Annotated in this window: 15 protein-coding genes and 1 tRNA gene; 6 read left to right on the forward strand and 10 right to left on the reverse strand. The window is 63.2% G+C overall.

The annotated features are described in order from the left end of the window. The first annotated feature begins 44 nt into the window (after positions 1–44). The 4 genes from FO013_RS01580 to FO013_RS01595 all read left to right on the forward strand — a co-directional run bounded on the left by FO013_RS01580 (position 45) and on the right by FO013_RS01595 (position 4,360). On the forward strand, positions 45–1,679 hold the full coding sequence (locus tag FO013_RS01580) for a PucR family transcriptional regulator ligand-binding domain-containing protein (RefSeq protein ID WP_143920768.1): 1,635 nt from the start codon (positions 45–47) through the stop codon (positions 1,677–1,679). Positions 1,680–1,948: 269 nt separating this feature from the next. After that, positions 1,949–2,791 carry a substrate-binding periplasmic protein gene (locus FO013_RS01585; RefSeq protein ID WP_143920770.1) on the forward strand — a complete coding sequence of 281 codons (843 nt, stop codon included), beginning with the start codon at positions 1,949–1,951 and terminating at the stop codon, positions 2,789–2,791. Positions 2,792–2,822: 31 nt separating this feature from the next. Further along, entirely contained in the window at positions 2,823–3,560 is a 738-nt protein-coding gene (locus FO013_RS01590) for an amino acid ABC transporter permease (protein ID WP_143920772.1), read from the forward strand. Further along, positions 3,557–4,360 (forward strand): amino acid ABC transporter ATP-binding protein, encoded by an 804-nt coding sequence (locus tag FO013_RS01595; protein ID WP_143920774.1) that lies wholly within the window; start codon positions 3,557–3,559, stop codon positions 4,358–4,360. Before FO013_RS01590 ends, FO013_RS01595 begins: the two co-directional genes overlap by 4 nt. 58 nt (positions 4,361–4,418) lie before the next feature. On the opposite strand, the gene FO013_RS01600 is transcribed toward FO013_RS01595, so the two are convergent. The 8 genes from FO013_RS01600 to FO013_RS01635 all read right to left on the reverse strand — a co-directional run bounded on the left by FO013_RS01600 (position 4,419) and on the right by FO013_RS01635 (position 11,230). After that, entirely contained in the window at positions 4,419–5,174 is a 756-nt protein-coding gene (locus tag FO013_RS01600) for an SDR family NAD(P)-dependent oxidoreductase (protein WP_143920776.1), read from the reverse strand. Between the two features lie 57 nt (positions 5,175–5,231). Continuing rightward, complete coding sequence (locus FO013_RS01605) at positions 5,232–5,978, reverse strand: SDR family NAD(P)-dependent oxidoreductase (protein WP_143920778.1); 747 nt, start codon at positions 5,976–5,978, stop codon at positions 5,232–5,234. Positions 5,979–6,033: 55 nt separating this feature from the next. Beyond that, complete coding sequence (locus tag FO013_RS01610; RefSeq protein ID WP_143920780.1) at positions 6,034–7,119, reverse strand: proline racemase family protein; 1,086 nt, start codon at positions 7,117–7,119, stop codon at positions 6,034–6,036. A 33-nt stretch (positions 7,120–7,152) separates the two neighbouring features. Then, entirely contained in the window at positions 7,153–8,052 is a 900-nt protein-coding gene (locus FO013_RS01615; RefSeq protein ID WP_143920782.1) for a dihydrodipicolinate synthase family protein, read from the reverse strand. A 58-nt stretch (positions 8,053–8,110) separates the two neighbouring features. Continuing rightward, on the reverse strand, positions 8,111–9,361 hold the full coding sequence (locus tag FO013_RS01620; protein ID WP_143920784.1) for an NAD(P)/FAD-dependent oxidoreductase: 1,251 nt from the start codon (positions 9,359–9,361) through the stop codon (positions 8,111–8,113). Positions 9,362–9,550: 189 nt separating this feature from the next. After that, positions 9,551–10,306 carry a GntR family transcriptional regulator gene (locus FO013_RS01625; RefSeq protein ID WP_143920787.1) on the reverse strand — a complete coding sequence of 252 codons (756 nt, stop codon included), beginning with the start codon at positions 10,304–10,306 and terminating at the stop codon, positions 9,551–9,553. 56 nt (positions 10,307–10,362) lie between these two features. Next, positions 10,363–10,956, reverse strand: a complete 594-nt coding sequence (locus tag FO013_RS01630) for a short chain dehydrogenase (protein WP_143920789.1) — start codon at positions 10,954–10,956, stop codon at positions 10,363–10,365. Between the two features lie 185 nt (positions 10,957–11,141). Next, positions 11,142–11,230, reverse strand: a tRNA-Ser gene (locus tag FO013_RS01635). A gap of 793 nt (positions 11,231–12,023) precedes the next feature. Here FO013_RS01635 and FO013_RS01640 point away from each other — a divergent pair. Continuing rightward, a complete protein-coding gene (locus FO013_RS01640) occupies positions 12,024–13,889 on the forward strand; it encodes an LCP family protein (protein ID WP_143920791.1) in 1,866 nt (621 codons plus the stop codon). Then, positions 13,886–16,111, forward strand: a complete 2,226-nt coding sequence (locus FO013_RS01645) for an FAD/NAD(P)-binding protein (RefSeq protein WP_143920793.1) — start codon at positions 13,886–13,888, stop codon at positions 16,109–16,111. Before FO013_RS01640 ends, FO013_RS01645 begins: the two co-directional genes overlap by 4 nt. Positions 16,112–16,209: 98 nt before the next feature. Here FO013_RS01645 and FO013_RS01650 read toward each other — a convergent pair whose 3' ends face one another. Continuing rightward, the gene (locus FO013_RS01650) at positions 16,210–18,618 is read right to left on the reverse strand and encodes a YhgE/Pip family protein (protein WP_143920795.1); all 2,409 of its coding nucleotides are present in this window, start codon (positions 18,616–18,618) and stop codon (positions 16,210–16,212) included. Continuing rightward, a complete protein-coding gene (locus FO013_RS01655; RefSeq protein ID WP_143920796.1) occupies positions 18,615–21,485 on the reverse strand; it encodes an MMPL family transporter in 2,871 nt (956 codons plus the stop codon). Before FO013_RS01655 ends, FO013_RS01650 begins: the two co-directional genes overlap by 4 nt. Between the last annotated feature and the right edge of the window lie 116 nt (positions 21,486–21,601).

Raw genomic sequence — 21,601 nt, forward strand, 5'->3', positions numbered from 1 at the left:
CTGTGTAAACTACGTGGCCTGGAGACGACGAAGGGAAGCGAACAGTGGAAGCTTGGTCGCAGCGAGAACCGGATCTGACGATCGCGAACCTGCTCGACGTCGACGAGATCCGCCGCGGTGATCCCGAAGTCGTGACAGGTGGCGACCAGGTGGGGCGTGCAGTGAGATGGGTCCACATCGCCGACTCGGAGAATGTCGCGCAGTTCCTCGAAGGCGGCGAACTCGTGCTCAGCACAGGCTTGTCCTACCGGTCGTCACAGGAGTCGACGGCAAATTTTCTCGATCAGCTCGAATCCGCTTCTGCCGCCGGTGCCGTCATCGAACTCATTCATGACGATGGCCGACCTGATGACGAAGCCATCGAGAACGTGCGTGCCGCCGCCCGTGGTCGCGAGATCCCGATCGTGATTCTGCGTCACCGGATCAAGTTCGTCCGCGTCACGGAGCTCGCCCACCAGGAATTGCTCGGTCGGCAGCTTGCCCGCGTAGAGCGTGCCCGCACGGTCCACGAGGTCTTCACCCAGCTGAGCCTGGAGAGTGCTGGAGCCCAGGACATCGTCGACCGGACATCAGAGCTGCTGGGCTCACCCGTCATGCTCGAAGACGTCGGACATCGCCTACTCGCCCACGCCGGCGATATACCGTCGTCGCGCACTGCTCGGCGTGAAAGCAATGGCCCGGACGACCTCGGTGAGGGCCACGAACACGGGCACGGGCACGGGCAACGGTGGCTGCAGACTCCAGTGGGACTGCGAGATCGTCGGTGGGGCCGGCTGCTCGCGCCGGGCCGCCTGGAATCCGACGAGGAGGCAGCGCAGGTCATCGAGCGCGCCGCGCAGACTCTGACCTTGGCGCGGATGGCCGAACGCGACGAACAGGACCTTCTCATCCAGGCTCAGGGCGGACTGGTCCGCGAAATCATCGAATCGGCAGACGTCGACGAGAAACAGGTCCGAATTCGGGCGGCGGACCTGGGGTTCGCACCACGAGGCCGCATGATTCCCGTGGTCGTCCGCGTTGATCGCGGTCCGAACACCGACCCGACATCACTCCAACTGCGGGAACGGTCGCTGCACCGTGCTTTCGTCACTGCAGCAACCGCTCACCACTGCTCCACACTGTCCGCCGGACTGCAATCGGGTTCATTCGGCACCGTGGTGGCGCTGCCCCCAGGCACCGACGATGATGCGGTCCTTGATGGGCTCATCGATGAACTTCCCACCCGCGACACCACAGTCGGAGTCGGGCGGACGAGCACGTCGATCGTCGACGCCGCCAGCCAGCTCGAATCCGCCAACCAGGTGGCCGAGATCGCGTCGACGCTCGAGTTGCGACAACGGAAGTACTACCGATTCTCCGACGTAAGACTGCGCGGACTGCTCTCATCCCTGCGCGATGATCCGAGCGTTCGGGCCTTCGCCGAGGCGGAGCTGGCTCCTCTGCTCGAAGCTGAAGGCGGAAGCGGTGGCGGCGGCGGCGAGGAGATGCTCACCCTCCTCGAACAGTTCCTCTCTCACAGCGGCAACAAGTCAGCGCTTGCCCGCAGCGGCTTCTTGTCCCGTCCGGCACTGTACGCGCGCCTGGACAGACTTCAGGCCAAGCTCGGGGTCTCGCTGGAAGATGCGGAGTCACGCACCGCACTCCACGTCGCCATTCTGTGGCTGCGCACAAACCGGTGAGGTGAACTGCACGCGATTGATTCACCGTCACAGCATTGTAAGACAATCACCGATATCTGGCGAAGCAGATCTCGATGAAAACACTTGAGTTGATAACACTTGCAGGCCCAGTTTCCGATCAACTCTCGATATTGCGCAGAACTCGCTATATGGTCGATTGTATGACACAGCGGCAGTGGAAGGTGTCAGTCCGCCATCACGATGGGGCCCGCCGCTTCTTGCCCAGTCGGTCCAGAGTGGGGCCGGCATTTTGACGAGGAGAGACAAAGATGTCCAAAACAAGTCAAATCATCATCGCTATCGTCGGCGTCATCGTTCTGGCGCTGGCAGGAGGCTACTTCGGAGCCGGACTTCGATCCGGAGGCGGTGTCGGAGGCACAGAGAACGGCGCCTGGATCCAGAAGATCAAGGATCAGGGCGAACTCCGAGTCGGAATCGCTTCTGCTCCCCCGATGACGGGCGAGCAGAAGGACGGCAAGATGGGCGGACCGAATGTGCTGCCGCTGCAGAACCTGGCCAAGGAGATGGGGGTGAAGTTCACTCCGGTCGCCGCCGAATGGTCGAAGATGGTGTCCGGCCTGCAAGCAGATCGGTTCGATGTCGGTGCGTACCTCGACGCCACCTCGGAGCGGTCATTGGCCATCCAGTTCACCGATCCCGTCTACACCTACGAAGGCGTGTGGATCGTCAAAGCCGATTCCGGTCTGAAGTCCACCGAGGATGTCATCAAATCGAAGAAGCCCGTCGCCGTAGCCTCGGGTACGTCCTACGAACGTCGGGTCGTCGACCTGGGAGTCGACATCGTCAATGCCGAAGCGATCCCACAGTCGATCACCGCGATGGAAGCCGGTCGCGCAGTCGCAGCGTTCGGTGACCTCCCGACCCTGGCCGACGCCGCTCAGAAGAACAAGGCGCTGAAGATCGTGCGACCGAAACCGGTCATCTTCAAGAGCGATTCGAACTACGGAGTCAGCGCTGACATCGATGAACGTTCACTGCAGGTCATCAATATCGCCATTCAGAACGCGAAGAACGACGGTTCGTTCCAAGCTGCACTGGACAAGGCTGGAGTGATCAGTCCGAATAACCTCGGCGACCTCGCGATGAAGTGACCGACCCTGCCCCTGAAAGAAGGGAAATCCCATGAACTACACGTTCGACTGGAGCGTGGTCACGAACAACTTCCCACGGTTGCTCGACGGCCTGCTGCTGACCGTGGAGATATCGGTCATCGTCATCATCCTCAGCATGATCCTGGCCATTCCAGTGGCCTTGCTGCGCATGTCCAACATCGAGGTGATTCGTTGGATCGCCCAGCTCTATATCGAGATCTTCCGCTGCACCCCACTTCTCGTGCAGCTGTTCTGGGTCTACTACGCGCTGCCGACTCTGACCGGGATCACCATCCCCGGCACGATATCGGCAGTCATCGCGCTGACTCTCAATCTCACCGCATTCATGGCCGAGGCCTACCGCAGCGGATTCCAAGCGGTTCCTCCTGAACAGGTCGAAGCAGGCAAGATGCTCCGGCTGACCAGGTTCCAGCAGATCCGTCACATCATCGTCCCGCAGGCGCTCAAACAGCAGCTGCCGGTGATCATGTCGCTCGACATCTCACTGTTCAAGGACACCGCACTGGTGTCCACGATCGCGGTGGCCGATCTGATGTTCACTGCGAACAAGATCTCCACGGAGTCCTACCGAGCACTGGAGATCCTCTCCGTCGCAGCTCTCATGTACTTCGTCATCGCATTCCCTGCCTCGCTCATCCTGAGCAAGATCGAACGCAACATGATGGAGACGGGCAATGTGCGCGGCATTCGTCGCAAGAGCCTTGCGGCACAGATGGCGCCTGGAACGAAAGTCGAGGTCAAACCATGAGTGAGAACTCAGCTGCCCACACCGGGACGCACAGGGACATCGCCGCGAAGTCCGGTGATGTGCTCGTGTCCTGCCGCGGGCTGAAGAAGAGCTTCGGTGATCGCGAGGTCATGAAGAGCATCGACTTCGACATGCTCGCCGGCGACATCACCGTCATCATCGGCAGGTCGGGATCGGGCAAGTCCACGCTGCTGCGGGCGATCGCCGGGCTCACCGACCCCGATGACGGCACGATGACCTTCGATGGTGAAGTCGTGTTCGAGGATTCGAAGCGCACACCGGCGTGGAAGCAGGTCGATTCCCACGTCGGCATGATCTTCCAGAGCTACACGCTGTGGCCGCACATGGATGTGCTCAAGAATCTCACTCTTGCTCCGCGGAAGCGACTGGGCATGTCCGAGTCCGCAGCGCTGGAACGAGCGGAGAAGGCCCTCGCCGAGGTGGGGATGTCCGACCACATCCACTCCCGTCCCAGCGAACTCTCCGGTGGTGAGCGGCAACGCGTCGCGATCGCCCGTGCGCTGATGATGCGACCGAAGCTTCTGCTCTGCGATGAGATCACGAGCGCGCTCGATCCACCGGTGGCCGCCGAGGTCCTCGACGTTCTTCGTCGTCTCAAGGAAGAAGAAGGAATCGCCGTCGCTCTCGTCACTCACGATATGGCGTTCGCCTCGAAGGCCGCAGACCGGGTCGTGTTCTTCCACGAAGGAGAGATTGCGGTGAATGCGACCCCAGACGATGCCTTCAACAGAGCAGAGGACCCGGAGCTGAAGAAATTCATCGACGCTGTGCGGTTCTGATCAGGCGCCATGCGGGTGCACTGATTCAGCGCCATGCGGGTGCTCTGATTCCGTGCGTTCACCGCACGTAGTCGGCCCCGGTGATGTCGAGGGTTGCCCCGGTCAGATGCCGTGACCGTCCGGAGACGAGGAACGCCACGAGTTCGGCGACATCTTCGGGCGGGGTGACTTCTCGCAGCGGGAGGTCGGCGAGAGTCCCCGCGTCGATCTCTCCGGAGGCGAGGCCGGTATCCACCCATCCCGGAGCCACGGCATACGCGAGGATGCCCTTGTTGCCGAAGCCCCGGGCGATCCCCTTCGTCAGGCTCAGCAGCCCTCCCTTGGCCGCACCGTAGGCAAGATGCTCGGCGTCATCGCCGCGATGGGCCGAGCGGCTCGTGATGTTGACGATCGTTCCCCCGCCGAGGTTGGGGAACTCCTCAAGGGCGCACCTGCACAGATCTGCTGCGGAGATGAGATTGAGCTGCAGGTTCGCCTCCCATCCCCGGCCCCATGCGTGCGGGTCAGCTGCGGGCGAGGCGATCCAGGCTCCGGCGTTGTTGATGAGAGTGTCGACGCCGCCCAGGGCTTCCTGCGCCGAGGCCCATAGCCCCGCGGCAGTGCCGGGACATGCCAGGTCGGCACGCACGAGGTGTGCGCGCTCCCCGAGTTCGGCCGCGAGGCCACGAGCGCCGTGCTCGTCGGAGTTGAAGTGGATCGCCACTGCCGCCCCGTCCCGATGGACGGCCCTGACAATGGCTGCCCCGATCCCCTTCGAGCCGCCCGTGACGAGGACTCGTCTTCCAGCCAGTGGGCGCGCTTCTTCGATGGTCATATCGTCCTCCTTCATCGACCGGGCCCGGCGATCTGCTTTCGCACCCGGTTCGGCTTCTCAGCCGACCTGCTGTGCCCCAGTGATCTCGATCGCAGCACCGGAGATGAACGATGCTCGATCGCTGAGCAGGAACGTCGTCAACTCCGCGACTTCGTCCGGACGGCCCAGACGACCCAGCGGGATGGACTCGGCCAGGACCGCCTCGGCGATATTCGAGGTTTCGAGCTTCTGCTTCAGCATCGGGGTGAGGATCTCGCCGGGGCAGACGGCGTTGACCCGCACTCCCTGTCCGCCGTAGTCGCGGGCAAGACTCTGGCTGAACGAGACGACTGCGGCCTTGGATGTGTTGTACGCGATGTGGCCGCCTGCCGGGTGCAGACCCCATTGGGAGGCGATGTTGACGATCGACCCGGTTCCCGCACCGATGAGCGACGGCAGGATGCCGCGGCTCAGATGCATGACGGCATCGACGTTGACGGCGAAGGTCGCCGCCCAGTCGTCCTCATCGATGTCAAGGAGGGAACCTCGGCGCATCACTCCTGCACAGTTGACGAGGCCATCGACGACTCCGAAGCGCGCGAGCACGCTGGTGAGGAGATCGGCGCAGCCTGCCGCTGTTGAGATGTCGGCCGGGTACGACGACAGCCGCGCACCCACCTCGGCGGGCAGAGAAGGATCGGGAGGCATTTCCACCCGGTCCACGGCGATGACGGTTCCGCCCTGACGCGCGCAGGCTGTGGCGATCGCCGAGCCGATTCCGCCGGCGGCTCCGGTGACGATGATGGTGCGACCTTCGAGTTCCATAAGCTGTCCCTTCGCCGTGCACTGTCCATTCGCAGTCGGGAGAACTGACATCGACTCACTCCCCGGCTGTCATTCGGCCCATCCCCCGTCCCCAGATGTCGCCGACGGTATAGCCGACAGGGAACGGATCGTCGGATTCGAGGACGAGCTGGTGGAACCCTGTGATCCACCCGCGACCGCTGATCGTCGGCACGATCCCCGGAAGACCGCCCACGGATGTCGTCTCCTTCACCTCAGCGGTGAAGGTCGTGCCCATCATCGATTCGTGAACGAACTTCTCCCCGACGGCCAGCTCTCCCCTGGCATACATAGCTGCCACACGAGCGCTGGTTCCGGTTCCGCACGGCGACCGATCGAATGTGCCTGACCAGGTGCTCGGATCATCAAGGTCGACCTCCCCGTTGGGCAGGACCACGGCATTGCGGCCGTGAGTGCCCTCGGTTCGCGCCGGTCCGTGGATCATCGGCAGAGCGATCGAGTCGATCTCGGGGATGAGCGGATGGAGAACGTCGAACGCATCGTCGGCGGCTTTCCTCATCACCGAGGCGGCCCGGACGATCTCCTTCGCGTTGGCCGGCTCGAGGTCGATGCCGAAGTGCTCTGCCTTGGCTTGAACATAGAACTGTCCCCCGAAGACGATGTCGACGGGAATCGATCCGTAGCCGGGAACCTCCAGCGGCAGATCAAGACCATGGACGAACGCGGGCACATTGTCGAAGGTCACCAGTGTGGCCCTGCCTTCTTCCACGCTTGCGCGCACCGTGACGATCCCGACCGCGGTGTCCACGCGCAGAGTGGTGATGGGTTCGAGGACATCGATAGCCCCGGTCTCGATGAGTGCGGTCACCGCGCAGATGAGATTCGATCCCGACATGGGTCGGAATCCGCCCTGTTCCATGACGATCATGCCGAAGTCACAACTGGAATCTGCCGGAGGGACGATCAGAGGCGAGCAGAGCCCGGGATATCCGCGAGGCTCCTGCAGGACCAGTGTGCGCAAGTCATCGAGATGGTCACGACAGTAGCGAAGCCGCTCGACCATGGTCGCACCCTTGACTCGCAGTCCGGAGCCCATGAGGACTCGACCCGGTTCACCAGCCGCGTGGACGTCGACCGTCTGAATGAGCTGCCTATTGGCCATAGTGTCGGTACCTCGTTCGAAAACAGTCGACGGTCAGGCGACGGTCTCGAGGCCTGCGGCACTGAGGAGGCCTCGGAGCTCCTCCCGATATTCCGTCGCCAGTGGCAGAATCGGAGCGCGCGTCGGACCTGCCGGCATCCCGACGAGTTCGACACCGGTCTTCACTCCGCAGGCATAGCTGTGTGATTCGAGGAAGACACATATGGGGTGAATCTTCTCCCACAGTTCCCGCGCTCGGGGAATGTCAGTGTCGATGGACAGCGCGTTGTACAGATCGACACACAATCGGGGAATGAAGCTGGCTGCTCCCCACACACCTGCATCGGTTCCGAGTGCGAGCGCTGCGAAGGTCAAGGTGTCGCAGCCGTTGATAGCTTGGATGTCATCGGACTGGTCGAGATAGACGGAGGTGAACTTCGAGAAGTCGCCGCTGGTGTCCTTGTAGCACGCGACTCCTCCTTCCCGCCCAAGACGGCCGAACTCTTCAGCACTGACGTCAAGCCCGGTGGCATCCGGAATGTTGTAGAACATGATCGGAATGTCGACGACGCTCGAGACTGCCCGGTAGTGAGCGATGGTCTCTTCGATTGACGGAGTGTCGTAGAAGGGAGGGACGATCATGAGAGCATCGGCACCTGCTTCTTCGGCATCGCGGCTGAGCTCGATCGTCTCTGCCGTTGAGAGTGCCCCAGTTCCCGCGACCACGGGCACACGCCCACCTGCCGCTTGAATGTAGGCGCGGTTGCCTGCTTTGCGCTCCGCGACAGTGAGTGCGGTGAATTCTCCGGTTGAGCCGCCCGGCACCAATCCGTGGACGCCGTTCGAGATCATATTATCGACCTGAGCCTCGATACCGGCGATATCGATCTCGCCGCCGTCAGGGCTGAACGGGGTGATGCATGCGGCATAGATGCCGGTGAAGGTGATTGACATGAGTTTGGCCTTTCAACTGGTGGCTGTCGTTCAACAGTGGACGAGGAGCGGGAATCGATCAGAATCGCTGTGGTGATATCCGCGCAAGGAGATCGGGACTGAGGTTGGATCTTCGATCGAGCATGATGTCGGTGAGCACCTTCGCCGAGGCGGGCGCCAGGGTCAGCCCCAACATAGAATGGCCGGAATTCACAAAGACGTTCTTCGCCGTGCCCAGATTGCCGATCACGGGAAGCCCGTCCGGTGTCATCGGCCGCGAGCCCGCCCACGGAGCCTGCTCACCGGTCGGTGCATCACCCCAGTCACGGAAGGATTGTCTGGCAGCACGGCGAATGGCTTCGACGCGGACGTCGTTGACGTCGTCATCTCGGCTGCCGAATTCCATCGTCCCCGCCAACCGAAGCATGCCGTTGAGTGGGGTGACTGCGACCCTGGTGTCTTCGAGAGTCAGTGAGGTTCTCAGTCTTATCGGCGCCGGAACGTAATCGATGCTGTACCCCTTGCCCGAATAGATGGGCAGTCTGCGTCCGAGCTCGCCCAGAAGTGCACCGGTCGGCACGCCTGCGGCGACGACGACGGCATCGGCAGCGATGACCTCCGCGTCGGTGGTGACGATCGCAGTGACAGTGTCACCGCTGCGCACGAAGCTTCGCACGGTCGCTCCTTCGCGCACTTTCACACCGATGTCGCCCAACTTCTTCAGCAGTCCGCGGGTCAGCGAGTCGGGTTCGATCTGACGATCGGTGGGAAAGAACATCCCGTGGCGAATTCGGTCGCTCAGTGCCGGCTCCGCCTCCAGCAGGTCATCGCCGTGGAGTTCTTCGGCGACGTGACCAGCCGTTGCGAACGCCTTCAGGGTCTGAGCGTGTTCTTCGAATCGAGCGGTCGTCTCAAATGCCAGGAGCACTCCCCGAGCATGCATCTCGAAATCGATGCCCTGGCGCTGATAGTCATCGAAGAGCGCATTCGCGTCTTCACCCATGCGCAGGTGCACGTCGAGACCTGCGTCGAAGTCCTTGGCGTTGCAGCGTTGGGCCATCCGGAGCAGAAACTTCAGGTATCCAGGTGCCAAAGACGGTTTGATCGACAGGGGGCTGTCGGGCCTGAGCATCCATCTGATGCCCTGCAGCAGGACACCTGGCCCGGGAACCGGAGTGCTCTCAGCCAGTGCCACTTTCGCCGCATTGCCATGGGATGCTCCGGCGCCGCACTTTCCTGCTTCGAGAAGCGTGACCTCGCAGCCGGCAGACGCCAATTCATAGGCGCTGGCCAGGCCCACCACTCCACCGCCGACAACGACTGCCTTCATACAGGTCTCCCTCAATGCCGACCGCGACCGACGTTGGTCGCAGCTTAAGGATTGTATGACAATCCCTTGAGGATCACGCTACGCATTCGTGGTGATCGCGTCAATGCTCTTTCGCGCAGAGTTTCCCAAGGGCCTGCGCCTCGGAACGGCTGATGCCCCACTGAATTCTGGGAACAGCCGGTCGGTCAGTCAGTTGCTCGATTCAGGCGTCAGCAAGGCGAGTTCCTGGGCGCTGTCCATGGTGTGAACGTCCAGGGCTGTCCGAATCTGCGCGGAATCACCCGTGCGGATCGCGCGCATCAGCGCCGCATGGATGGCATGAGCCCGCGCAGGATTCGTCCGGGTGAATTGGTCATAGGCCAAAACGATCGTCATCTGCGCTTCCATCACCGGCCAGATACGCATGAGCAGGTAGTTGTCCGCCGCTTCCCAGATCCCCCGGTGGAAACGCACGTGCGCCTCATGCAGGGCCAGAGGGTCCGATTCTGCGGTGGCCCTCTCGAACGTCCGCCACGCGTCTTCCAGCGCCTCCATCCTCCGGCCGGTCTTGTCGGCAAGGATCTCGCTGATCGCCTCGGTGTCCAGGGCGACCCGGATTCGAGCGATGTCGAGCAGAGAATCTGACTGGATATCAGCTACCCGAAGGCCACGGTAGGCCTCCTGGATCAGAAAGCCGTCCCTCGCCATCTGATTGAGTGCCTCGCGAGCGGTCGGACGGCTGACGTCGAGAGAGGACGTGAGCTCGGCTTCGATGATGCGCTGCCCCGGCCGGATCTCACCGACCACGATTCGTCGTTTGATCTCATCAACGACGCGCTGCCGGCGCTCCGTATTGGAAGCAGGAGCCTGCGCCGTGCCGCCGGAGGATTTTTGCAGGGCACCCGACCTGGGAGCGCCTGCCGATGCGTGCTCGATATCGTTTTTCGCTGATTCCGATGAGTCCACTCCGGCGCCTCCTTATCGATATCGATTGTCAAGTCCGGTCAAATTGCCGGACCGGGTCAGACAGAGATGACCCTGCCAGTGACGTTTCCTTCGACGGAGCGCACGAACGCCGCAGCGACCTGCTCGTCGGTCACCGGAACCATCCCCGCGAATGCGTCGTGGAAGTGAGGAGAGTTCGCCAGCACATTTGGGCTGACTGCATTGATACGGATGCCGCGCGGAAGTTCTGGGGCAGCGGAGATGACGAATGATTCGACAGCGCCGTTGACCAATGCGGCCGCAGCTGCCGTCGGCACAGGCTCTCGGCTGAGCACACCGGTGGTCACCGTGATCGATCCGCCGTCGTTGAGATAGTCGAGGCCCTGCGTGACGAATTCAACCTGCCCCAGAACCTTCGACGCAAAGGCGCTCATGTAGTCCTCACGTGTGAGCTCGGTGACCGGCTTGAATGCCGCAGAGCCCACCGCCACGACGATGGCATCGACTCGTCCGACAGCTTCGAGCAGCGCGGCAATCGATTCAGGATCCGAGGTGTCGACGCCAGGCTGAGTCGATCGGGATGCTGAAACGACGTTATGCCCACGCGCCTCCAACTCGGCTCGAGCAACCCCTCCGACGTGCCCCGCGGCTCCAACCAGCAAGATCTTCATGACACTGACTCCTCGTAGTTGCATTGAAATACCACTCAAGATTGACTGACAATCCTGAGCCTAGGGGATGACGAGCAATCACACCAGGGATGGGGGCGCCGCTCACCTCTGACTCCAGGGTGCGAGCAGACGAAAACCCCCGTCTGACCGGTGTTTCAATGGTCAGACGGGGGCAATTCACAACGCGGAGTCGGAGGGATTTGAACCCTCGGTCCCCAGTTCAAGGGACTTCACCTTAGCAGGGTGACGCTTTCGGCCGCTCAGCCACGACTCCAGATACTGACTCGACACCTCTCCTCAAAGAGGGCACCGAACCTGCAGTTTGCACTACGGGGAACAGCCTATGCGAAACCAGCGGCGAAGAGCAAAGCGTAGCGACAAAGAGTGGCCTTGATCATAATCCGGCTAGTGTCGGATCACCGGAAGAACGGGGATGGCGACCAGGTTCCTGTGCTCACATACACGCGAATTCCAGCATTCATCAATCTACGGGCGTAAAATCGACCTGAAGTGCTCAGCGGTTTGCTCTCTGACGGGTTTGGGAACGATGCTACGGAGGTGCGCCCTGCGCTGGCATCGATCATGATGCGCGCCGATGGCCAGCATCGTGAGCAACGCACACAGCACGAGACGTAAACCTATGAGGAGTTAAGAACTTGCCAGAGATTCCCCCTGACAAGCAAGGGCCGAATGGGAACGACCCCAATTCTCGCCCTGCTGGTCACCGTCTCCGCGCTTCTTCTCGTCCTCGATTCCGCGGTGATGCAACAGCCAGTGAGGATGAATCGACCTCACTTCGTCCGTCATCGAACTCGCAGTCGAAGCCACAGCGGGCCTCCCCACAGTCGCAGAGCTCAACCAGGCAGCCTCAGAACTCAGCTAGGTCGCAGAACTCAGCTAGGTCGCAGAATTCGGCCGATGCGCGCCGTCCGGCCTCCGCCTCACAGCAGCCGTCCTCCGCCTCACAGCAGCCGAGCTCCCCAAACAACCAGCCGAGGTCCCCGAGCAACCAGTCGAAGGCACCGACGCCTCGTCCAGTAGCTCCACGCACTCGCCGCGAAGCACGGATGCTTCGTGCCGCGGGCGCCAGCAGTGCCTCCGCCGCAGGTGTGGCATCTGCCGCCGAGGCCCAGGAACGCAGTGCCAGCACACCGGAGCAGACCGCCTCCGCACCAGAACCGAGACCCGACAATGCCGCCCGGTCCGCCGATACACGCAACCGCGGCCCCGCCTCGGCGAGGGCATCAGCAGGCAGAGTCGCTGAGGATGCAAGCGCAGCACCACGGCGCAGAGACACCCGAACGGAGGAAGCGGCAAACGCCGCCGAGACCTCGCGCGCACGGCGCCATTCGTCGCGGGTCGGAGAAGCCTTCCCCAGCCTCGTCGGCTGGACCTCACTGAGTACCCTGCTGCCGGGCATCGGACTGCTGCGCACACGATTCCGGCCACTGGGCTTCATCCTGCTCGGCGGCTTCGTCCTCACCTTCCTCGTCGCCCTCGTCTATGTCCTCATCAAAGGACCGATCCGCGCGTTCGGCACCGTCGTCTCAAGTCCGACGATGCTGACCTTCCTCGCGATCATCCTCGCCATCATCGGCGTGATCTGGGTGCTTGCGATCGTGATCTCCCACTTGGGGCTGCGCAAGGGACACCGCTATGCCCCGTGGCAGAACAAGATGGCCGGCGTGCTCGTCGTCTCGCTCGCACTCATCGTCGGCATCCCCCTCGGCGTCGGTTCGGTCTACGCACGAGTCCAGGGCGATACGGTCTCCAGCCTGTTCGGCGACAGCACAGGACATGCCAAGAGCGCCGAGGACCTATGGGCCGACAAACCCTACATCAACGTCTTCCTGATGGGCCGCGACAACGGCGATGACCGTGAGGGCACACGGCCCGATACCATGCTCGTCGCCTCGATCGACACGAAGACCGGCAATACCGCACTGATCTCTGTGCCGCGTAATCTCGCGTTCCCGATCTTCCCCGAAGGCAGCGAATTGGCCAAGAGCTGGCCCGACGGGTTCCGGCCCACGGGTCAATCGTCGGTCGACCTCATCAACTCCGTGTGGCAGTGGGGCGAGGAGAACAAGGATGACATCGGAAACACCCATGGCCTGGAACCGGGCATGTTCACCACGATGCAGGCCGTGGAGGGCTCACTGGGCCTCAACCTCGACTACTGGGCGGCCGTCGACATGGCCGGGTTCGAAGACGTCGTCGATGCCATCGGCGGCGTGAAGATCGACGTCGAACGTCCCATCCCCATGGGCGGCGGCAAGTCGATGTCCGGAGTCGCGAACGATGTCTACGGCTGGGTCGATCCAGGCCCGCAGACGCTGAGGGGCAAGGACGCACTCTGGTACGTGCGCTCACGTGAAGGCAGTGACAACTACGACCGTATGTGCCGTCAGCAGCGCATGATCAAGACGACCCTCGATCAGGTCGACCCCCGCGAACTCGCCACGGCGTACCCCAAACTCGCGAACTCGGCGACCAAGAACATCGCCACCTCGATTCCGCAGAACGAGGTCCCGGCCTTCATCGAACTAGCGATCTCGATGCAGAAGGGCGACGTCACGACGGTGCAGATCAACAACGACGTCACCCCCACGTACGACCCCGACTTCGACGTCCTCCACAAGTGGATCCTCGACGAGGTCAAGGGCGCGTCCGAGGGTGAGGAGACGCCCAAACCGACTAATACTGCAGCCCCGGACGAGAAGAAGGACACCGCCGAGGAGGAGCCCACGGAAGAGGCCCCCGCCGAGGGAGCAGCGGCCGAGGAGACGCCCGCCGGAGAAGAAGGCGGTGAGCCCACCGAGACCACGAAGCCCGGCGAACCCAACGCCGAAGGCAAGTGCTACCCGAAGGGGTTCAAGCCCGGCGACGACTTCCCCGGCTATCCAGGCCCGGGAGCCGGAGATGAAGGGTGACGACGTCCTCGCCACAGTCGGGAGCCGGACGCTCATCTGAGGCGCACTCACCTGCTGCAGAGGTTCCAGACCCGCAGGCCCATTCGGTCGCGATCATCGGCGCCGGGCCCCGCGGGATCTCGGTCCTCGAGAGACTCGTCGCCCTCGCCGCCGAACGGTTCTCGGGCGCAGGTACCCCGCCGACGGTCGTCATCCACCTCATCGATCCCTATCCTCCGGGCGCGGGAATCGTCTGGCGTACCGATCAGCCCCAGACCCTGCTGATGAACACGACGATTGCCGAGCAGACGATCTTCCCCGACTCCAGCTGTTCGTTCGTCTCCCCCGAAGGCGCGTCCGATCGGTTCGGCCCGAACATGGCTCAGTGGTATCGAGATGAGGGCGGAACGGACCCCGTCGATGCCACGTTCCCCACCCGGACTCTCTACGGCCGCTATCTGCGCGACGCCTATGCTCGCATCCGCGACACGGCACCTGACTTCGTCACGATCGTCGAGCACCCGACCAAGGTCGAATCGGTCATCGATCTCCCACCCGTCACGCCTTTGGGTCACACGTCCACGGACCCTGAAACCGTGCCGCCGCAGCTGGTCCGCTGCGAGGACGGAACCGCCATCATCGCCTCGGCCGTCGTCCTCGCCGTCGGCCACATCCCCAGCGCGCAGACCGAGGAACGTGCCCGGCTCGCGGCCTTCGCACAGCGCACCGGCGGACTCTACATCCCACAGGGCCTGCCGGCGGAAGCTCCCGTCGCCGAGGTGGCACCCGGCAACCGTGTCATCGTCCGTGGCATGGGTCTGAACTACTTCGACCTGCAGACACTGTTCACGCACGAACGTGGAGGCCGCTTCGACCCGGATCCCGACATCGCGGGCGAGCTGCGCTATGTGCGCAGCGGTGAGGAGCCTCGCCTGCTGCTCGGCTCACGCCGCGGCGTTCCCTACCGCAGCAAGCCCATCTGCCAGGCTCACCCTCGCTCACCTTGGCCTCTGCGCTACTTCACGCGGGAGAACATCGCACTGCTGGCCGGCCTCGACGACCTCGAAGGTGACCGCAAAGCGGGAGCACGTTTCAACGACCAGCTGTGGCCGCTCATCCTCGCCGACCTCCGTCTCGCCTACTACAGCACCCTGTCCCGGATCCGTCCCGAGGCGTTCGCCGGTGACCCTGGACAGCTGCGTGAAGCTATCGCCGAAGCGGTGTCCCGACACCTGACCAGGCGCACCTGGCAGGAGACCCACCCGGAGGCACACGAGTCCACCGACGTACATGCTGGGAACACTGACGCCGCTGGCGAGTCTCGACAGCGCGAAGCCGCCGAGGCTGCACGCCAGGGCCGCGTCACCCGTGAAGCCTTCGCCTGGTCGGAGATCGAGGAGAGCCTCGTCCCCGACCCCGCTCACCGCATGTCACTGCACGAGCTGCTCAACCCGCTCGAGGGACGAGAGTTCGATAGCCGAGGCCCCAGGGAGGCGAACTCCCTGCACGAGTGGATGCTCGACTTCCTCCGCGCCGACCTCCACGATTCGCTGGCCGGTCCCGAGGGCAGTGCCGAGAAATCGCTGTTCACCGTGCTCTGGCAGTCTCGGCTGCTGCTCAAAGATCTCATCGTGGCAGGCCATATCGACCCAGTCAGCATCGACATGGAGATCTGCGGTTGGTTCGAAAGCTTCGTCTCCGGCATCTGCGACGGCCCTCCCCCGCAGCGCATCGCTGAGCTTCTCGCCCTGGCCGAAGCCGGCCTCGTCGAGTTCATCGGCCCGGACATGCGCATTGAGGCGAATCCCGATGTCTCTGCACCTGCGGACGGGAGGCCCGCGGTTGCGGACGGGGATCCGCTGCCGCAGATCTTCACGGTCACCTCGGCGCAGGTCGCGGGCGGCGTCACGGGCAGTGTCGTCATCGATGCTGCTTCACCGACGAACGCAGTGTCCCGGGCCGCCGATGTACTGGTGCACGGGATGGTCGACCGCGGCCAACTCACTCCCGCCCGACTGACCTTGGACGACGGTCGTGAGAAGTTCCTCAACGGGCTGTCGCTCACGCCGCGGCCCTACCGCACGATCGATGTCGACGGCACCGTGCACCCCCGCCGTTTCGCACTGTCCATTCAGCTCTCCTCCGTCCAGTGGGGTCTGGCGATCGCCGCGAATCCCCATACGAACGCAGCAACACTGAACGACTCCAACGCCGCAGCCGCGGCCATTCTCGACCTCATCTGACGGTTCCGCTGGCCCAGGGCCCAGACGGGAATCAGCCGGCGCAGGCGGTCGGGAGAACGTTGACTCCTCAGGCGGCGTGGCGCCTACGCGGGTCTCCCCTAGGCATCGGCCATCTCGAGGGCGGCTTCGGGCTTCGTGGTCCTGGCTCGCACGATCGCGAGCAGGGACATCACGACTCCGATGATCGCCCAGGCCAGCAGGCCACCATAGGCGGCACCCACTCCGGTGGTTCCTGCGGTGATCGCGGCGAAGCCGTTCATCGCCGGCGTCAGCGGCAGGATCGGGGCAATGAAGTCGAAGAAGCCGGGCACCGCGCCGATCGTCCGTCCGGCAACTGCGAGGACCACTGCGATCACCGATAGGAACCTGCCCACGCCGCCGAACCACGCCACCAAGGCGAAATTGAGCACCATGAACACCAGCGCGGAGACGAACGTCAGGACCGCGATGTCGAAGCCTTGGACGGCACCGATGTCCAGCACGCTCACCGCCAGGATCGACAGCACAAGGGCCTGCAGCAGTCCTACGATCACGCCCGGCACCAAGCCGCGCAGCCAGACTGCCACTGAGGACTTCGTTGAGAGCAGGGTCGAAGCCGGGATCGGCTTGAGCACCGTGTAGGTGACGAGTCCGCCGACCCACAAGGCGAGCATGATGAGCAGCGCGAGCGTCGACCCCTGCAGCACATCGCCCGCTTCGGAGGAACTCGGCGCTTTGATGTTCTGAGAGGCGACGGTGGAGAGCTTGTCACGCTCCGGGGCCGAATAGGAGGGGACTTCGTCCGCACCCTTCTTCACACCGTCGGCAAACTTGCCGACGCCTTGCGAATACTTGTCTGTGCCCTCGGACAGGGTACCCAGTCCGCTCGCAAGGTCAGAGGTGCCGGTTGCGGCAGTGGAGACTCCTGTCGTGTACTTGTCGAGTCCGGTGGAGAACTCACCGAGTCCATCGGAGAGCTGTCCTGCACCGTCGTCGAGTTCGCTCGAGCCATCGGCGACCTTGGCGATTCCGTCACTGAGCTCCGGCATGCCGTCGGCGAGCTTCTGATTGCCTTCGGCGACACCGGAGGCCCCATCACGCAGACCCTTCGAAGCCTCGAGCAGCTTCGGAGCATTCTTCGAGATGTCCTCCATGCCCTTGGTGAGTTCGCCGAGGCCGTCTTCGAGGCCCTTGACGAACTTGCTCATGCCGTCGCTGAGTTCACCGGCGCCATCGGCGAGCTTGTTCGCGCCGCCGAGCAGCGACTCCCCGTCCTGTTTCTGCTCCAGACCGTCGACGGCGCTGTTCAGTCCGCCCGAGGTGCCGTTGAGGAGCCCCTGAGCGTAGGCCTTCTCGATGCCGGCGCAGACCTCATCCGGTGTGCCGACGGGGCACATCTGAGCGCGTGCCTGATCGGCCTCGTCCTCGGTCATCATGCCCGCCGACACCAGCGAATCGAGACCGGTCACGGTTCCGCTCTTGGCGAGCTGATCGGCTTGGTCGGCACCTTCCTGGAGACCGTCGCGGTACTGGCCGAGACCGGATGACAGGCCTTCGGCACCCTCGGAGACACCCTTTGCGCCCTTGTCGAGGTCCTTGCCGCCTTTGACGAGATCATCGATTCCGCCCTCGCCGGAGCCCGAGTCACCGGAACCGGCGAAGCCCTTGATGATCTGGTCGATCGACTTCGTGTACTCGTCTACTCCCCCGGAGAGCTCTCCAGCGCCGTCGGCCAGTTTCTGCGTGCTGTCGGGCAGGCCCGCTGTCGACTTCTTCATGTCCTGCAGACCGCCCGAGAGCTCGGAGGTGCCCTTCGACAGTTCATCGGCGCCCTTGGACAGGTCACCGGCTCCCTTGTTGAGTTCAGATCCTGAGGAGTCGAGCTTCTCCATACCATCGGAGAGTTCGCCCGCACCGCTCGCGGACTTCTTCGTCCCCTTCGCCAGGTCCTCGCCGCCGTCATCGAGTTCACCGGCGGCGTCTCCAAGGTCCTTCATCTGATCACCCATGTCGTTGAAGCCGACATAGATGTTGTCGAGATAGGTCTCGGTCATCTGCGTGTTGAAGGTTGTCCGCGCCACCCCGGCAACCGACTGCGCGATCTGGGTGTCGGCGGCCGGAGCCACCCCGGAGACATCGACGTCGAGCTGCGTCTGAGTTGCGGACTTGGCGTCGCTGACCGAGGTCACAGCCCTGGAAAAGCCCTCGGGGATGGTCAGGGTCGCAGCGAAGGTCCCATCGGACATGCCCTTCTCGGCATCGTCTTCATCGGTGATGACCCAATGGATGTTCTTGTCCTCTTCGCCCACAAGCCCACTGGTCAGCTGCCGGCCGATCGGCACGGTCTCACCATCAACCTCGGCGCCGTCATCGTTATTGACGATCGCGGCCTCGATCGTATCGAGGCGGTCGGTGCTGTTGTACGTGGCCAAAATGAAACCAGCAGCCACGATGATCGGGATGAGCACCAGGCCGAAGAGGGACAGCCAGGTCACTGGCCGTTTCGAGTTCGCACGTTCGAGTCTCACAACTGCACGCCTTCCATTTCGCTGCGACCGGCGGCGTGGGCTTGCACGCCGCCGTTGTCATTGTCGGTTCCACGCTCAGCCCCGGGCTTAGCCTCATCGAGGTCGAGGTGGAAGTAGTTCGTATTCGGGGACAGGATCCCTGTGACGTCGCCGTCGGGCAGACCCAGCACGATCGCCGTGCCCTCGGCCTGCAGATCAAAGACAAGATCGCGGAGATCGCGACCGTCCCGGCCTCTCTCGTCGGCCAGTGCGCCTGCTTCGCTGATGATGAGCAGATCCGGCGCCGAGGTGGCCAGCTGTGAGAGCTCGCGTGCCCCTGGCATCTTCCCCGGCCCGTTCTCATCGAGGTCGAAGTACGGAACACGACGACGGACCCGTCCGGCATGTTCGGGCAGGACCATGTCTCCGATCTTCATCTCACCGGCTGTCAACCCAACGCGACCGGAGAGGGCCAGCAGAAGTGCCTTACGCGCTTGGCCGCTGGCGACGAGGATCTGGCCCGGTGAGAGGGAGATGTCGACCTGGGCGAATCCGCGCCGGCCCGAGCGCACAGCGATGCCGCGGCCGTAGACCCGGTAATCGGAGTCCGGCTCCGGCCAGTCCCGCAGAGCCACCTCGTGAGCCAGGCCCTCTCCTTCGACATCGAGTCGAGGCAGGATGCGGTCGAGCCATTTCGGCAGCCACCATGCCTTGTCGCCGAGCATCTGCATGATGGCAGGCACCAAGGACATGCGCACCAGGAAGGCGTCGACGAAGATACCCGAGGCCAGAGCGAGTGCGATGGACTTGATGATCGGCTCCCCCGCGGGAACGAAGGCGGCGAAGACGGAGAACATGATGATCGCCGCTGCCGAGACCACTCTGGCAGAAGAGGCGAAGCCGGCTTTGATCGCGCCCCGCGCACTCGCCCCGTGGACGTAGGCCTCGCGCATGCCGGAGACGAGGAACACCTCGTAGTCCATGGCGAGCCCGAACAGGATGCCCATGACGATGATCGGCAGGAAGCTGATCACCGGCCCTGTCGAATCGATGCCCATCGCTGACGCGAAGAGTCCGTCGTGGAAGACGAGGACCACGGTGCCGAAGGAGGCGAAGACGGACAGGAGGAAGCCACCGGTGGCCTTGATCGGCACCCAGATCGAGCGGAAGACCATCATGAGCAGGATGATCGAGAGTCCGACGACGAAGATGCCGAATGGCACCAGCGCCTTGCCGAGCTGATCGGAGACATCGATCTGGATCGCCGTGGCACCGGTGACCGCGGTTTCGAAGCCGTCCTCGTCCTCAATGTCCGCACTCAGGTCCCGGAGTCGGTCGACGGTGTCGAGTGTCGCCGGATCTTCGGAGCTGGTGGTGGGGATGATCTGGAACAGAGCTGTCGTCGCATCTCGGTTCGGGGTGGCGAGGATGACCTGGTCGACGCCTTCGACATCTTCGATCTCGTCTTCGATCGTCTCGACGTCGTCAAGAGGGTCATCAGAGGTCACGATCTCGCTGGTCATAACCAGCGGTCCGTTGAAGCCGGGGCCGAAGTGCTTGTCGATGAGGTCATAGCTCGTTCGGGCGGGAGTGCCCTCCTCCTGGCTGCCTGCAGTCGGCAGGGAGAGTTGGAGGTTGGAGGCGGGGATCGCGAACAATGCGAGTCCGCCGACGATGATCACGACTGTCAGCAGCGGAATCTTCGTCACTACGTGCAGCCAACCAGCGAAGAACTTGTTCATGATCGTCTTCGGGTAGGGTTCACCGGCCTCAGCCTCCGCCTCGGCGGCAATCGATGACCGGGAGACGGAGTCGTCCGCCTTCTTCTGTGCGGTCGCGAACGCCCGGCGGTAGCGCTTCGTCGGCTTGGGGGTGATCTTCTCCTTGACCAGTCCCAGCAGCGCGGGAACCATTGTCAGGGAGATCAGCACGGCGACGACGACGGAGCCGGAGGCGCCGATGCCCATGACCGTGAGGAACGGGATTCCAGCCAGGGACAGTCCGAGCAGCGCGATCATCACGGTCATGCCCGCGAAGACGACAGCCGATCCGGCAGTGGCGACGGCCCGTCCTGTGGCCTCGAGCGGATCGTGGCCCTCGGCCAGGAGTGCCCGGGCTCTGGAGACGATGAACAGCGCGTAGTCGATGCCGACCGCCAGGCCCAACATCAGCGCCAGCATGATCGAAGAGGAGTTGACTGCACCGAAGGCTGTGGATCCTACGACCAGGAGAACGGAGATTCCGACGCCGATGAGCGCTGTGATCAGCGGCATGCCGGCAGCGCGGAAGGAGCCGAGGGTGAGCAGCAGGACGATGAAGGCGATGACGACGCCGATGCCTTCAACCCAGGAGATCTCCACACCGGTGATCTGGAAGAGCTGGCCTCCGCCTTCGACCTGGGAACCCTCCGGCAGGGCGTCGCGGAGCGGATCCAGCTCCTCGAGAAGCTGGTCGGGGGCCGCTTCGCCGACCTCCTGCTGGGTGCCGTCGTACTGGACGGAGATCATCGCAGCGGACTCGTCCTCGCTGATCGCGCCCTTGACCATCTTGTCGAACGGCGATGTCACGGCGTCGACGTGCGGGAGGTCTTCGAGCCGATCGACTTCCTTCTCGATCTCGTCCTTGTACGCGGAGTCCTCGACGGAGTCGCCGTCGGCGGCGACGACGATGACAGATGCGCCCACACCTGAGGCTTCCGGGAAAGTCGTCTCCATCGAATCGAGTGCGACCTGAGCTTCGGACCCGGGGAGGGTGAAGTCATTGTCGAAGTCCTTCGCGAAGGCTGCGACACCGGCGCCGACGAGCCCGAAGATCACCAACCACCCAGCGATGAATCGGATGGGAGCGCGATAGGCACGGCGACCCAGAGCGTACAGGAATGTTGACACGAAGACCTCGATACAAAAGTGTATTGGATACAGTAATGTATTGTTGTTGACTCAGTGCCCTCAGCGCAAATGCATCAGGAGTTTCTTAAAGATTCCCATCGGATGCCCAGGACGAC

This window comes from Brevibacterium aurantiacum (genome assembly GCF_007558825.1).
In the GTDB taxonomy this organism is placed as follows: Bacteria; Actinomycetota; Actinomycetes; order Actinomycetales; family Brevibacteriaceae; genus Brevibacterium; species Brevibacterium aurantiacum_A.

Coding starts and splice junctions, on each gene's coding strand:
- FO013_RS01585 (WP_143920770.1), top strand. CDS start 1,949: ATGTCCAAAACAAGTCAAATCATCATCGCTATCGTCGGCGTCATCGTT.
- FO013_RS01605 (WP_143920778.1), bottom strand. CDS start 5,978: ATGGAACTCGAAGGTCGCACCATCATCGTCACCGGAGCCGCCGGCGGA.
- FO013_RS01600 (WP_143920776.1), bottom strand. CDS start 5,174: ATGACCATCGAAGAAGCGCGCCCACTGGCTGGAAGACGAGTCCTCGTC.
- FO013_RS01620 (WP_143920784.1), bottom strand. CDS start 9,361: ATGAAGGCAGTCGTTGTCGGCGGTGGAGTGGTGGGCCTGGCCAGCGCC.
- FO013_RS01595 (WP_143920774.1), top strand. CDS start 3,557: ATGAGTGAGAACTCAGCTGCCCACACCGGGACGCACAGGGACATCGCC.
- FO013_RS01590 (WP_143920772.1), top strand. CDS start 2,823: ATGAACTACACGTTCGACTGGAGCGTGGTCACGAACAACTTCCCACGG.
- FO013_RS01615 (WP_143920782.1), bottom strand. CDS start 8,052: ATGTCAATCACCTTCACCGGCATCTATGCCGCATGCATCACCCCGTTC.
- FO013_RS01610 (WP_143920780.1), bottom strand. CDS start 7,119: ATGGCCAATAGGCAGCTCATTCAGACGGTCGACGTCCACGCGGCTGGT.
- FO013_RS01630 (WP_143920789.1), bottom strand. CDS start 10,956: ATGAAGATCTTGCTGGTTGGAGCCGCGGGGCACGTCGGAGGGGTTGCT.
- FO013_RS01640 (WP_143920791.1), top strand. CDS start 12,024: ATGCTTCGTGCCGCGGGCGCCAGCAGTGCCTCCGCCGCAGGTGTGGCA.